A 13,939-nucleotide genomic window follows, 5' to 3' on the forward strand; every position below is an offset into this window, starting at 1 on the left:
CAATCATTATTATAGATTTAAATTCTGAAATATAAACTCATCTTCAAAATGCTCCTGGAAATACGAAGTCAGTTTTGAAGTATTTTTCACCACTTCACCAATCACAATAATTGCCGGTGATGAAATGTTTTTTTCAGCGACTAATTTAGTAATTGAACTAATGTTTCCAACTACTTTTTGTTCTGAATTTTTAGTTCCGTTTTGAATAATTGCAATCGGCAGATCATCAGTTCTGTTTTCCTGATAAATCGAAATGATTTCATCCAATTTATGCATTCCCATCAAAATAACCACTGTTGCAGCCGATTTTGAAGCCAAATGTACGTCTTTAGACAATTCATGACTGGAAGTTGTACCAGTAATTACCCAAAAACTTTCTGCCACTTTACGCTGTGTCAGACTAATTCCCACTGAAGCAGGAACACCCAACGCTGATGAAATTCCGGGAACAACGGCTGTTTCCAATCCAAATTTTTCTGAATATTCGATTTCTTCACTTCCACGTCCAAAAATAAACGGATCTCCGCCTTTCAAACGTACGACATGTCCGTAACGGTTAGCCATAGAAACAATCAATTCGTTAATTTGATCCTGTGTGTAAGCATGGCATCCTAAGCGTTTGCCCACAAAAACAATCTCTGCTTTGGTGGCATACTGTAATAATTCTTCATTGACCAGGGCATCATACAAAACTACGTCGGCATTTTCTAACGCTTTTATTGCTTTTAGCGTAATCAATTCAACATCTCCAGGCCCTGCGCCTACTACTGTTAATTTTGGTGTTCTTAAGTTTTCCATGATCTATTAACTTAAATTATTATTCAGGTCGTTTAATTCGTCTACCGAATTAATATTGGTTAGAGGAAAGTTCTCGCTTTCTTCTATTTTTATAATTTGATGAGGCACTTTCGCTAAAAAATCCATCATTTTTAATTCATTTGCATCAATTGCCTCTTTTATAGCCGGCACTATTTTTTTTGAATAAATTCCGATTAAAGGATGGATTCTGCTTTCTGTGGCAAAAACAGTGATTTGAGCTTCCTGATTGTGTTTTGAAATTAATTCAGATAACAATTCTGAAGAAATCAACGGAATATCGCAACTCAGAATCAGGTTGAATTCGGTTTCAGAATTCGTCAACGCTGTATAAATTCCCCCCAAGGGTCCTTTGTCTTTAATAATATCAGTTATTTTTTGATAAGGCAAATAATCGTAATCTTTTGTATTCGTAATTAATTGAATATTCTCAGTTAGAGGCAAAATCGCCTGAATGATATGTTCGATAAATGGTTTTTCCTGAAACAAAACCAATCCTTTCTCTGACTGCATTCGGGAACTTTTTCCTCCACAAAGAATAAATGCTGTTAGTGTTTCCATGTCAAACTATTTATAAATTACATTTTCAATTTTAAGGAAAAATCAATTTGATACTCGCCATTAAAATCACTGTCCCTAAAACTATTTTTAAGGTTTTGTTGGAGAAATAACCACTTCCGTAAAAGCCTCCCAAAACTCCTCCTACTACTGCAATTGGAACCAGATAAAAACTCTCTGTCGGAATTATTTTTCCTCCCAAAAGAAATCCTAACATTCCTGCAAACGAATTTACAAATATAAACAGACTCGAAATTGCCGCTGATTCCTTAACTGAGGCCCATCCCAAAAACAATAAAATCGGACTTAAAATAATGCCTCCGCCAATGCCCAACATTCCGGATAACAAACCAATTACAAATCCGATTGCCAATGCAAAAGGCAATTTGATCTCAACTGCTTCTTTTTCTTTAAAATTGAATATTCCGAATAATCTAAGAGCTGCAAAAACCAATACTATTCCCAAAATAACTTTATAAATCATATTATCCAAAGTAACAAATCCACCAATAAACGCCGCCGGAATTGAAGCAATTGCAAATGGATAAAAGAGCTTTGGTTTGAAATAATTCATCCTGTAATAAAAGAAGAATGAAATACTGGAAACAAATAAATTCAATAATAATGCCGAAGGTTTCATAATAGCCACCGGAAAAGCAAAAATGGTCATTAATGCCAAATAGCCCGATGCTCCGCCATGTCCGACACTCGAGTACAGAAATGCAATGACGATTAATGCAAAGCTGAATAAGATTATATTTTCGGAAGTAAGTAAATTCATTTTCTTTGTTTCAGGTTTTCTTTGTTTCAGGTTAAGGCTATATGTTTAATTTTACACACTGCATATTAAACTGAAATTCTTTATTCTTTATTCTTTATTCTTTATTCTTTATTCTTTATTCTTTATTCTTTATTCTTTATTCTTTATTCTTTTATACTAATCAATCGGCAGCAAAGTTACAAATTGTTCTTTTTTAAGTGTTTGTACATCATCCGGAACAATCAATAAACTATTTGCTGTTGCAAAAGTGTTAAGCATTGCTGAACTCTGACCGTCTAAAACTGTTACATGAGTTTCATCATACGAAGCTTTCAAAAACAACGTTTTTCCGGAAGTATTCGAAATGCCTGCATTTAATTTTCGAACTAATTTTGGCAAATGGATATCAGAGAAACCCATTCGTTTTTTGATTGCCGGATACACATAAATATAAAAATTAGTCAGTGATGAAGCCGGATTTCCTGGTAAAGCAAAAACTAAAGTTTCCTCTTTTTTACCAAAAAACATTGGCTTCCCGGGTTTCTGATTGATTTTATAGAAGAGTTCTTCTACTCCATTTTCGAGTAATGCTTCTTTTACAAAATCATAATCCCCAACTGAAATTCCACCGGAAATTAAAACAACATCATATTTTGTCAATATTTCTTTTAAAGCTTTTTTTGTTGCTTTAAGATTGTCTTTTACCTTAAGAACTTTTGTTTTATTTATACCAATAGTTTGAAGCGCAGCCTGCAGCATTACCGAATTGCTTTCGTAAATTTTACCTTTTGGCAATTTTTTGCCCGGTTTTACCAATTCGTTTCCGGTTACCAAAATAGCCACTTTCGGTTTTCTGTAAACTGTAATTTCTGTAATTCCCAAGCAGGCCAAAAAGCCAATTGCAGCTGGTGTGATTAAAGTATTGGCTTCAAAAACCACTTCTTCTTTATTAATTTGTTCCCCTTTTGCACGAACATTTGCAAATTGCTCGGGCATATTAGTGATCAAAATCGAATTTTCATTAGCCATTACATGCTCCTGCATGACAACAGTATCCGCATCATCAGGGACAAAAGCGCCTGTAAAAATTCGGATTGCTTCATTATTTTTCAGTTTTATATTAGAATGATCTCCCGCCTGTGAACTATTTACAACATCATATTGCTGTTTTTCACTATGTATGAAAGCATAACCATCCATTGCTGATTGTCGGAAAGGCGGCATTGCAATTGGCGAATATACCGTTTCTGCCAAAACATATCCGAGAGATTTACTCACGGCTTTTTTTTGCAATGGCATTTTCGAACTATTTTCAGCTACGATTGTTAAAGCTTCATTAACTTGTATCATCTTTCAAAGTATAAAACTAAGTATAAATACTTATTGCAAATATAAGTATTTATTACTAGTACGGTTAAAAAAATTTAATTTATTTTTCTAACTATAAAATTACTCTAATTTATTCAGAATGCTCCTTTAAATTGATGCTACTTTACTTCAAAATGTGATACTTAAGGTTTAAATAATCCCTTTACAGACGTTTTAATCAACAAATCAAATTTTAACAACACGGATAAAGTCTTAAAAAAGAGACAAAAAATATTAATCTTAAATTTTAGTTTGAAAATATTTTTAACATTTTAAAATAAAAAATAATATTGTAATTAACTGATTTAAAACACTTTAAAACTAAAATTAATTTTTATAAAAAAATATTTTGCTTATTTCAGATAAAATAATTCAAGATTTTTTTGGTTTTTATTATATTAAAATTAACTTTGTCTATAGAATTAGTAGAGTTTAAATAATATTTAAAACCATAAAGAACTATATTTTGAAAACAACCGAAAGCATATCGTATTACATTCTTCCAAAAAAATATACATATAACACCTTTTGTTATATGTGCTTCTGTTGCTAATCCTCTCAACAATTCTTTCGTTTACATTCGATTCATCTATTTAAAAGATCGAATTACAACAAATCTTTTAAATTTCATCACAAGAATTACCTTAAGAATTACGAAAATCTGCTTGATATATTAATTTGTATCTAAAAGGGTTCTTGAAACTATACCTATTAAATAAAAAAATGACACATTAAACTAAAAAACAAAATGAAAAAGAGGCATCACCGTTGCTGTAAATAAAAAAAGCCATTTCTGCGGCAACAGAAATGGCAAGGCTTAAAGAACATTTATCGCTAAATAAAAGGAAATAACAGAGAGTTGAAAATTCAACTTTCAGGGTTCCTTGTTAATTACTTAAACCAATACAAAGAAATGAAAAAAAATATAAAACTCATTTTATGGGTTACAATTTTGTTAACATCCCTGCAATTTCAGGCACAGGATACAAAACCACTTATTCAATCTAAACTCGACGGAACGGTAGTCGATGACATTACAAATCAGCCAATTATTGGTGCTTCAATAAATATCAAAGGTACGACTCACGGTGTTGTAACAGATTCTGAAGGGAAATTTTATTTTCAGACTGGTCAGAGATTTCCATATATATTAGTAGTAACTTACATAGGATATAAAAAAGCAGAAGTAATCGTTGAAGGGAATCCTGTTACGATTAGTTTGAAAGAAGAACGTCAGGAACTTGATGAATTAGTAGTGGTTGGGTACGGAACTCAAAAAAGAAAAGACATCACTGGTTCTGTAGCCTCTGTTCCAAAAGCCAATTTATCTCAGGTTACCTCATCTGCAGATAATTTATTAAGAGGTGCTGTTGCGGGAGTTGTAGTTACGCAAAGTTCAGGACGTCCCGGCGCATCGTCAAGCGTACGTATCAGAGGAGGAAACTCAATTACAGCGGGCAACGAACCTTTGTATGTTGTAGACGGAATTTTGATTTACAATGATAACGCAAACAGTTCGGCCGGAGTTTCTTTTGCCGGTGCCAGTATTAATGTTTTATCAACCATAAACCCTTCCGATATTGAATCTATTGAAGTTTTAAAAGATGCTTCGGCTACTGCAATATATGGTTCCAGAGGTGCAAATGGTGTTGTAATCATTACAACTAAAAAGGGTACAAAAGGACAGGACAATATTTCATATCAGGGTTATTTTGGGTTTCAAAACATCTCCAAAAAACTTGATTTAATGAATGCCAGCCAGTGGGCAAGTTTGCGAAATGATGTTCAGGCAAGTATTGGGCAGGCACCGTCTTTCTCTGATGCACAAATCGAAGCTTTTAAAACATCAGGAGGATATGACTGGCAATCTGCAGCTTTTAGGACTGCAGCTCCGGTACAAAACCATCAATTGTCTTTTTCAGGCGGAGATGAAAGATCACGTTATGCTATTTCCGCGGGTTATTTTGATCAGGAAGGAATAGTTCTGGGGTCTGATTTTAAAAGAATTTCGCTTCGTGCTAATTACGAAAAAAATTATTCACAGAATTTTAAATTCGGTGTAAATGCAAACTACAGTAATTCGACAGCAAATGGTTTTGGAAATAATTCAAGTGGTGGCAGACAGCCAAATCCGATAGTTAGTGCCTTGCTTATCGCTCCGGTAGTTCCGATTAAAAATGCAGACGGAAGCTATAATGTAACTCAAAATCCTTACGCAACTTCTGTTAACGGATATATCCCGAATCCTATTAATGATTTGGCAAATACAATTAATGAAACCAAAATTAATAGAATTTTGACAAGCTTATTTGGCGAATATAAAATAACAAAAAAACTTACCGCTAAAGTTGCTGTTAGTGGAGATGTAATAAACACTAAACAAAATTATTATGCTCCCGCAAATACATCAAATGGCGCAGGAACTAAAGGTTTAGCTTCTGTAGGTGACAGATTAGTGAGCTCAGTACTGAACGAGAATACCTTGAATTACAACACTAATTTTGGCGAAAATCATAAATTCTCAGCTTTAGGAGGTTATACACTTCAATATACACAAGGCGAAATCGTTAATGCAGGAGCCAATACATTTGTAAATGATGCCAATACGTATAACGCTCTCCAGGATGGTGTTCCGGTAAAACCATATAGTGAAGCGTACGAAAGTGTACTAAAATCCTGGCTCACAAGAGTAAATTACTCCTATAAAGGAAAATACAACTTTACACTTTCTGCACGTGCGGATGGTTCTTCAAGATTTGGTTCCGAATCACTTTGGGGATATTTTCCATCAGCCGGATTCTCATGGAATATTACCGATGAAGAATTTGCTGATAATATAAAAGGAGTTACCGAAGCTAAACTTAGATTAACTGCCGGAACAACCGGAAACCAGGAAATTGGAAATTACCTTTCGTTAGCTTCAATGGGTTCTGTTAATTATTCTTTTGGAGGCACATTACAAACAGGTTTAGCCCCTACCCGATTGGCAAATCCGGATTTGAAATGGGAGAAAACCGATCAATATAACGTTGGATTGGATTTATCTTTATTGGACAGAAAAGTCAATTTTGTTTTTGATGTGTATTACAAAAAAACAAAAGACTTACTTATAAATGTTCCGGTTCCGCTTACATCAGGATATGCGACTGTTCTTCAAAATATTGGAGGTGTTGAAAATAAAGGTATCGAAATTGGTTTAACTACCGAAAACTTAAAAACAGAAAACTTTTCATGGAACTCTAACCTCGTTTTCTCGGCCAATAAAAATAAGGTAGTTGGAATTGGAAATGGAGTTAATCAGTTTTTCCCGATAGTTCCAAATGGTACTTTATTGCAGCAACAGCCTGTAATAGTAAAAGTAGGATTGCCACTGGGAATTTTCTGGGGATACAAAACAAACGGAATTTTCCAGACTCAGGAAGAAATTAATACGCAGCCAAAAATAAACAGTTTAGCCAATACAAAAGTTGGGGACCGAAAATATGTTGACACCAATGGCGATGGAGTAATTACAGCACTTGACAAAGGAAACCTGGGTAGTTCCCAGCCAAAATTTGTTGGAAGTTTCAGCAACACAGTTTCCTATAATGATTTCGATCTGAATTTCTCTTTTCAGGGATCTTACGGCGGAAAAATATTCAACGCTTTGAATCAGCAATTAGAGATTTCAACTCTTGGAACAAATGCAGCTTCAACTCTTGAAGACCGATGGACACCAACAAACCCGAGCAATGAAATTCCGAGAGCATCAAGTTCTCCGTTGGGAATAGTGTCTGAACGTTACATAGAAGATGCCTCTTTTTTAAGATTAAAATTAATCACTCTTGGCTATACATTACCAAAAAGCATTTCTAAAAAGTTGGGAACTAAGAGCGTCAAGTTTTATGTCTCTGCCGAAAATTTAATTACATGGACAAAATACACCGGATATGATCCGGAGGTAAGTTCATACGAACAAAACAACTTATATCCGGGAATTGACTTTGGTTCTTATCCAAACTCTAAAACATTCATCTCGGGCGTGAACGTAACTTTCTAAGTAAAAAAATATAAAAACGATGAAAAAGATTATTATAACATTCCTTTTAAGTGCCGGACTATTTATATCGTGCACAGAGTTAGAGGTAACACCAACCTCTTTTGTAACCGAAGATAATTACTTTAAAACCCAGGATGATGCCATTGCCAGCGTAACTGCAGTTTATGCTTCGCTAAGTCTTGATCCGGGTGAGCAGAGTTTGTTTGGGAGAAACCTTTATTTTTTAACCGATATGGCTTCTGATTATGCTTCTGCGGGAGTTTCAGCAACAAATCCGCAGGTTAGGGCTTTGAGCAGTTTGACTCATGACGCGACTTCGGACCGTGTCCAGGTTGCTTGGAGACAAATTTATGCCGGAATCAACCGAGCGAATGTTGCTATCGATAACATTCCGAAAGTATCCGGTTCAGATGTTGTTAAAGCCAGATTAATCAACGAAGCTAAATTTATCAGAGGATTACTTTACTTTCAGGCCGTTCGTCTTTGGGGTGGTGTTCCAATTGTTTTACACGAACCGACTTCTATTCAGTTGGAAAGTTTAAAGTCAAAAAGAGCAACTGTTGATGAAGTTTACGCCCAGATAATCTCAGATTTGACAGCTGCCGAAAGTTTACCTGCTGCTTATGCTGCTGCTGATACCGGACGCGCAACTTCCGGAGCTACAAAAGCAATTTTAACAAAAGTTTATTTGACCCGAAAAGACTGGCCAAACACCATTTTAAAAGCAAAAGAAGTAATAAATGGCGGTTATGGATATGCTTTGTTCGAAAACTTTCAGGACATATTTACTAAAACAAAAAAGAACGGAAAAGAACATATTTTTTCTGTTCAGTTTGAGCCAAATCAGGCAGGAAACGGATCCAGTGGAAGTACTTTTCAGGCCACATCTTTTACCGGATTTACAGCTACGGAACCTGCGGATATTATTTCAGATGTAGCTTTATTTTATGACATTTATGCTGCAGGAGATACCAGAAGGGATGTTAGTTATAAAAAACAATTATTAAATCCAGCCACTGGAACACTATATATTTTTCCAAAGCCAATTTTTAGCAAATACCTTGATTTAAGCAATTTAGCAACACCATCAAATGTGGCTATCAATTTTCCGGTAATTCGTTATGCTGACATTTTATTGTCTTTGGCAGAAGCGATAAATGAGCAGGGAGTGCCAACGGCAGAAGCTTATGAAGCTATCAATCAGGTAAGAAGAAGAGCTTTTGGCAAACCAATCAATACACCAGATGCAACAGTAGATTTATCAGGATTAACCCAGGAAACTTTTAGAGCAGCAATTCAGGAAGAGCGTAAAAAAGAATTCGTTCAGGAAGGGCAAAGATGGTTTGATTTAGTGCGTTGGGGAACTTTGGTTACCGAAATCAAAAAAGTGACGGCGAAGAACTCTGTTTCAGAAAGAAATACTTTATATCCAATTCCACAAAGTGAAAGAAATATTGATCCTGTTGGATTGCCACAAAATCCGGGATACGGAAATTAACTATAACTACAATAAAAAAATGATTAAAAAACTGTTCATACTTGCCCTATTGGTTGTTACACAATTTCAGCTATCTGCACAGAAAAAGCAACCTAACATCATCGTCATTTTGGCGGATGATCTTGGTTTCTCGGATATTGGTGCTTTTGGCTCAGAAATTAAAACCCCAAACCTGAATAAACTCGCTGAAAACGGGTTTATTGTAAAGCAGTTTTATAATGCAGGGCGTTGCTGTCCTTCCCGGGCCTCATTACTCACGGGGTTGTATCCGCATCAGGCAGGGGTTGGTGACATGGTGCAAGACAAGGGGTTTCCTGCCTATCAGGGCTATTTAAACGAGCATTGCATCACAATTGGGCAAGCACTCAAACAGGCAGGATACAATACGATTGTTTCCGGAAAATGGCACGTTGGTTTAGTGCCATCAGCCTGGGCGGTTAATCGGGGGTTTGATGATTCTTTTACTTTACAAAACAACGGGAGCAGTTATTTCAACTCGGAACCTTTATATAACGACGGAAGAAAAGTCACTTTTATGAAAGGTGATAAAGAAATTATCCGCACGGATACTTCTACCTATCTGACTCAGGAAATTACCAATTTTGCCATTAATTCTTTAGAAAAACAGCGCAATCAGCAAAAACCTTTTTTTCTGTATGTTGCTTATAATGCGCCGCATTGGCCCATTCAGGCATTGCCGGAAGATATTGCAAAATACAAAGGCAAATACCTGGAAGGCTGGGATAAACTGAGAGCAAGCCGTTTTAAAAAATTAAAAGAGCAAGGAATCATTGATAAAAATTGGGACTTATCCAATCGTTTTGAAAAAGTGCCGGATTGGGAAAAATTAAGTGCCGAAGAAAAAGACAAATGGGATACCCGGATGGCAATTTACGCCGCCATGATTGACCGAATGGATGCCGGAATTGGAGAAATCCTGCAGAAAGTCAAGTCTTTGGGAGAAGAAAATAATACGCTTATTCTTTTTCTTTCGGATAATGGCGGAAGTGCCGATGATGTAAAAAAATGGAATTATGTTACACAAAAAAATGGAACACCAGGTTCGGTTGCGTCGATTGATAGTTACGAAAGTCCGTGGGGAAATGTGAGCAACACGCCTTTTCAATTATTCAAAAAGAACACCCACGAAGGTGGTATTGCCTCACCCTTTATTGCTTATTATCCAAAACACATTAAGGCTGGTACAGTAAGTAACAGAGTAAGTCATTTGATTGATATTTTTCCAACTTGTCTGGAGTATGCCGGTTTTCAGTATCCTGATTCTTTTCAGGAAAAAAAACTCACACCTTTAGAAGGTATTAGTTTAAAAAAGGAATTTGAAGGACAACAATCTGATGCACATGAAGCTTTGTTTTGGGAACACGAAGGCAGTAAAGCAGTAAGAAAAGAGCAATGGAAAGCGGTAGCCGAAAACAATCAGCCCTGGGAATTGTACAATCTTGCTACAGACCGGACAGAAACAAAAAACCTGGCAAAATCAGAATCAAAGCTGCTTCAAACCCTGATTGAATTACATCAGCAATGGTCAGTAAAAGTAGGTGTTGAAGATTGGAATAAAATAAAACAGCAGTAAAAATACTGATTACGTCTTAAATAAACACAAATAAAAACTCTACTAAATCCATGTAATTACATAATAAAACAAATAAAATACTAACCTGAAAAGGGGTGTTAATTAACTATAAAAATAACTGGAAATGAAAAAATTTAAATTTAATTCAAAACTTATGAGTCCGCAAAAAGGACTTTTGATTACCGCATTGCTAATTGCTCAATTGGGTTTTGCGCAAAATGAACAAGGTGCCAATTTCAAAGGTGTAATTGGAAAAACCTTAGCCGATTCTAAAGAATATTGGCCGGAACCTGTAAAAGCGCCTGCCGGCGCACCAAATATTGTCTGGATTTTACTGGATGATGTAGGATTTGGAGCCTCCAGTGCTTTTGGGGGTTTAATTCAAACACCAACTTTTGATAATTTGGCCAATAATGGTTTACGTTATACCAATTTTCATACAATGGCAATTTGTGCTCCTACCCGCGCAGCATTATTAACAGGAAGAAATTCAGGAAGAGTTCACGAAAGCGGTTTTTCACACACAATTTTATCTGCAGGATTTCCTGGCTGGGACGGAAGAATTCCATCAGACAAAGGAACAATTGCTGAGATTTTAAGAGATAAGGGTTACAACACTTTTGCTGTGGGTAAATATGGATTGACTCCTGATGAAGAGGCAACTGATGCCGGACCTTTTGACAGATGGCCAACCGGTAAAGGATTTGAACATTTTTTTGGTTTCTTAGGGTCGCAAACCGATCAGTACAAACCTGATTTAGTAGAAGACAATGCACATGTAACTCCAGACGGCAGACATCTAACCGATCAGATTACGGATAAAGCCATTAGTTATATCACTAAGCAGCATAAAGCGGCTCCGGACAAACCCTTCTTTTTGTACTATGCCCCGGGAGCTGTTCACGCACCTCATCAGGTAGAAGCTTCCTGGAGCGATGCGTATAAAGGAAAATTTGACGACGGCTGGGATGTTTATCGTGAAAAAGTATTGGCAAATCAAAAAAAACTGGGTGTAATCCCTGCTAACGCTGTATTACCGGAACGCAATCCGCTTATTACAGACTGGAAAAAACTAAGTCCGGATCAAAAGAAAGTATATGCCAGATTTATGGAAGTGTATGCAGGATACCTTACTTATACGGATCACGAAATTGGAAGGGTAATCAATTATCTAAAGGAAAGCAATCAATTAGATAATACTCTGATTTTTGTTGCTATTGGTGATAATGGTGCCAGCAAAGAAGGTACTTTGCAAGGGACGATAAACCAAAAGCTTTTTTCTCAAATCGTTGATGAAAAAAACCTTCAGGATAATTTAAATAATATCGGAGAAATTGGAACGGCAAAAGGTCTGAATACAAATTTCCCTTTAGGATGGGCGCAGGCAACAAATGCTCCTTTTAAAAACTGGAAACAGGATGCACATTCAGAAGGCGGAACACGTAATCCGCTGATTGTTTATTATCCGAAGGCAATTAAGGAAAAAGGAGGAATCAGAAATCAATACAGCCACGTAACAGACTTACTCCCAACAACATTGGATATTGCAGGAATTAAAACTCCGGAATATATCAGAGAAATTAAACAGGATAAAATCCAAGGTTCCTCCTTTCAGGCTTCTTTAGATAATCCAAAAGCAGAATCGCTGCACAAGGTACAATATTATTACATTTTTGGAAACAGAGCTATTTACAAAGATGGATGGAAAGCCGCTGCAGCTCATTTACCTGATTCGTTTGCTGTGAAAAACAGTCTGGGTAAAAATGAAAAACCTGCGCCAAGTAATTTTGATACAGATGTTTGGGAATTATACAACCTAAACGAAGATTTTAACGAACGAAATGACCTGGCAAAAAAACATCCTGAAAAATTAGCCGAACTTAAAAAACTGTTTGACGAGCAAGCCAAAGAGAATAATCTTTATCCGCTAATTGACTGGCAAGATGTGTATAGCAGAAAAATACATAATACCGGAGCTGATAAGGATAAAACTGTTCAGGATTTGATTCAGCAGGCAACCAAACCAGGTGGTACCAATTAATAAATTCGGAATTCAGGTCTTTCGAATACACCTCTAAGACCTGATTCTTTTAAATCAAATGATCATGAAACGAACAGATTATGAAATTATAGGAAAAAAGATTGTCGTTGGAACAATCTTGTTTTTAGTACCGCTGGTTATTTTGGCCGGAGGTTTAGCATTAATTAATCAATTTTTAAAATAAGAAATCATGGCAACAGATCATAATTCAAAAAGCAAACTGACAAGAGATTTGAGCATCAGTCTTTTGTTATACACATTGCCGGTATTGGCAATTTACCTTTATTTCAAATTAAGTAATGGCGTTGTAAGCGAATCACATATTTCATTACCCTCATTTTTAGAATTTACAAAACCGGCTTTCGAGAACATCCGCACCTGGGGATTAACAGTTTTTATGCTTGTTTTAGGAATCATCGAATTTGGAGCAGGCCTATATGATGATCAATGGACAGGCGAAGAACGCAAAATAGATATTGTTAGTTTTTTAGCTCCAAAATTGATTTTACCTCCGGTAATTGCTTTTTTCAGCTTAACGGTCTTACCAAATTTAATTCCAAATCTGGCCAATACACTTTCATGGGTTCCGTTTTGGGGAGGTTTTTTCCTGATTGCAGTAGCCGATGATCTTACTCAGTATTGGTACCACCGTTTACATCATCAGGTTCCGTTTTTATGGCGTTTTCACAGAACGCATCATTCGGCTCCATACATGGGAATGGCGATGCTTTCGAGACAAAACTTTATTTACACGGTGTTTTTCTCTCAGATTTACTTAACAGCAACTTTAACCTTTCTAGGTTTGGGGTTACCTGCTTTGTTTGTATTGGTTATAAAAAGCATCATTACATTAACAGCACATTCCAGTATTGCCTGGGATAAACCTTTTTACAAATACAAAGTACTTCATCCTGCCGCATGGGTTTTAGAACGATTGATTTCAACTCCGGCAACACATCACGCACATCATGCAGATACAAGCGGAGATGGCGTAGGGCATTTCAAAGGAAATTTCGGGAATATGTTTTTTATCTGGGATGTGATTTTTGGAACCGGTTTAATTACCCGTCAATTTCCAAAATCATACGGAATGAAATCATACAAACAAGAAGAATGGTACGCACAATTTCTTTGGCCGATATTCAAATCTAAAAAGGAAGGAAGTGCTCTGGCCGAAGGAGTCCTTTCTGTACCATTAACACAAAAAGCAAATATTGGTTCTCAGAATCCGAGTTATTTGGAACAGGTTCAATCTCAATCCTAAA

The 13,939-nt window shown here is 36.1% G+C and carries 9 protein-coding genes; 5 read left to right on the top strand and 4 right to left on the bottom strand.

All coding sequences use genetic code 11. From position 1 onward, the window contains the following. Positions 1-9 precede the first annotated feature (9 nt). The 4 genes from cobA to ACEN92_RS07535 form a co-directional block, all read right to left on the bottom strand. Positions 10-798 (bottom strand): uroporphyrinogen-III C-methyltransferase, encoded by a 789-nt coding sequence (gene cobA, locus ACEN92_RS07520; protein ID WP_495641754.1) that lies wholly within the window; start codon positions 796-798, stop codon positions 10-12. 6 nt (positions 799-804) lie between these two features. After that, positions 805-1,377, bottom strand: a complete 573-nt coding sequence (locus ACEN92_RS07525) for a molybdenum cofactor guanylyltransferase (protein ID WP_495641755.1) — start codon at positions 1,375-1,377, stop codon at positions 805-807. 31 nt (positions 1,378-1,408) lie between these two features. Next, positions 1,409-2,155 carry a sulfite exporter TauE/SafE family protein gene (locus tag ACEN92_RS07530; RefSeq protein WP_495641756.1) on the bottom strand — a complete coding sequence of 249 codons (747 nt, stop codon included), beginning with the start codon at positions 2,153-2,155 and terminating at the stop codon, positions 1,409-1,411. 156 nt (positions 2,156-2,311) lie between these two features. Further along, the gene (locus ACEN92_RS07535; RefSeq protein ID WP_495641757.1) at positions 2,312-3,484 is read right to left on the bottom strand and encodes a molybdopterin molybdotransferase MoeA; all 1,173 of its coding nucleotides are present in this window, start codon (positions 3,482-3,484) and stop codon (positions 2,312-2,314) included. A 931-nt stretch (positions 3,485-4,415) separates the two neighbouring features. On the opposite strand from ACEN92_RS07535, the gene ACEN92_RS07540 reads away from it, so the two are divergent. The 5 genes from ACEN92_RS07540 (at position 4,416) to ACEN92_RS07560 (ending at position 13,938) form a co-directional block, all read left to right on the top strand. Then, the gene (locus ACEN92_RS07540) at positions 4,416-7,541 is read left to right on the top strand and encodes a SusC/RagA family TonB-linked outer membrane protein (RefSeq protein ID WP_495641758.1); all 3,126 of its coding nucleotides are present in this window, start codon (positions 4,416-4,418) and stop codon (positions 7,539-7,541) included. Between the two features lie 19 nt (positions 7,542-7,560). After that, positions 7,561-9,039, top strand: coding sequence for a RagB/SusD family nutrient uptake outer membrane protein (locus tag ACEN92_RS07545; RefSeq protein WP_495641759.1), 1,479 nt, complete (start codon positions 7,561-7,563; stop codon positions 9,037-9,039). 19 nt (positions 9,040-9,058) lie between these two features. Then, on the top strand, positions 9,059-10,633 hold the full coding sequence (locus ACEN92_RS07550) for an arylsulfatase (protein WP_495641760.1): 1,575 nt from the start codon (positions 9,059-9,061) through the stop codon (positions 10,631-10,633). 124 nt (positions 10,634-10,757) lie between these two features. Then, complete coding sequence (locus ACEN92_RS07555; RefSeq protein WP_495641761.1) at positions 10,758-12,674, top strand: arylsulfatase; 1,917 nt, start codon at positions 10,758-10,760, stop codon at positions 12,672-12,674. Between the two features lie 190 nt (positions 12,675-12,864). Continuing rightward, positions 12,865-13,938: a sterol desaturase family protein gene (locus ACEN92_RS07560; protein WP_495641762.1), complete on the top strand. Its 1,074-nt coding sequence runs from the start codon at positions 12,865-12,867 to the stop codon at positions 13,936-13,938. Position 13,939: the final 1 nt, after the last annotated feature.

This window comes from Flavobacterium sp. Flavsp81, assembly GCF_059491325.1.

Excerpts from the sequence above, each read along its gene's own strand:
- cobA (WP_495641754.1), bottom strand. The coding sequence starts at position 798 with ATGGAAAACTTAAGAACACCAAAATTAACAGTAGTAGGCGCAGGGCCT.
- ACEN92_RS07525 (WP_495641755.1), bottom strand. The coding sequence starts at position 1,377 with ATGGAAACACTAACAGCATTTATTCTTTGTGGAGGAAAAAGTTCCCGA.
- ACEN92_RS07530 (WP_495641756.1), bottom strand. The coding sequence starts at position 2,155 with ATGAATTTACTTACTTCCGAAAATATAATCTTATTCAGCTTTGCATTA.
- ACEN92_RS07535 (WP_495641757.1), bottom strand. The coding sequence starts at position 3,484 with ATGATACAAGTTAATGAAGCTTTAACAATCGTAGCTGAAAATAGTTCG.
- ACEN92_RS07540 (WP_495641758.1), top strand. The coding sequence starts at position 4,416 with ATGAAAAAAAATATAAAACTCATTTTATGGGTTACAATTTTGTTAACA.
- ACEN92_RS07545 (WP_495641759.1), top strand. The coding sequence starts at position 7,561 with ATGAAAAAGATTATTATAACATTCCTTTTAAGTGCCGGACTATTTATA.
- ACEN92_RS07550 (WP_495641760.1), top strand. The coding sequence starts at position 9,059 with ATGATTAAAAAACTGTTCATACTTGCCCTATTGGTTGTTACACAATTT.
- ACEN92_RS07555 (WP_495641761.1), top strand. The coding sequence starts at position 10,758 with ATGAAAAAATTTAAATTTAATTCAAAACTTATGAGTCCGCAAAAAGGA.
- ACEN92_RS07560 (WP_495641762.1), top strand. The coding sequence starts at position 12,865 with ATGGCAACAGATCATAATTCAAAAAGCAAACTGACAAGAGATTTGAGC.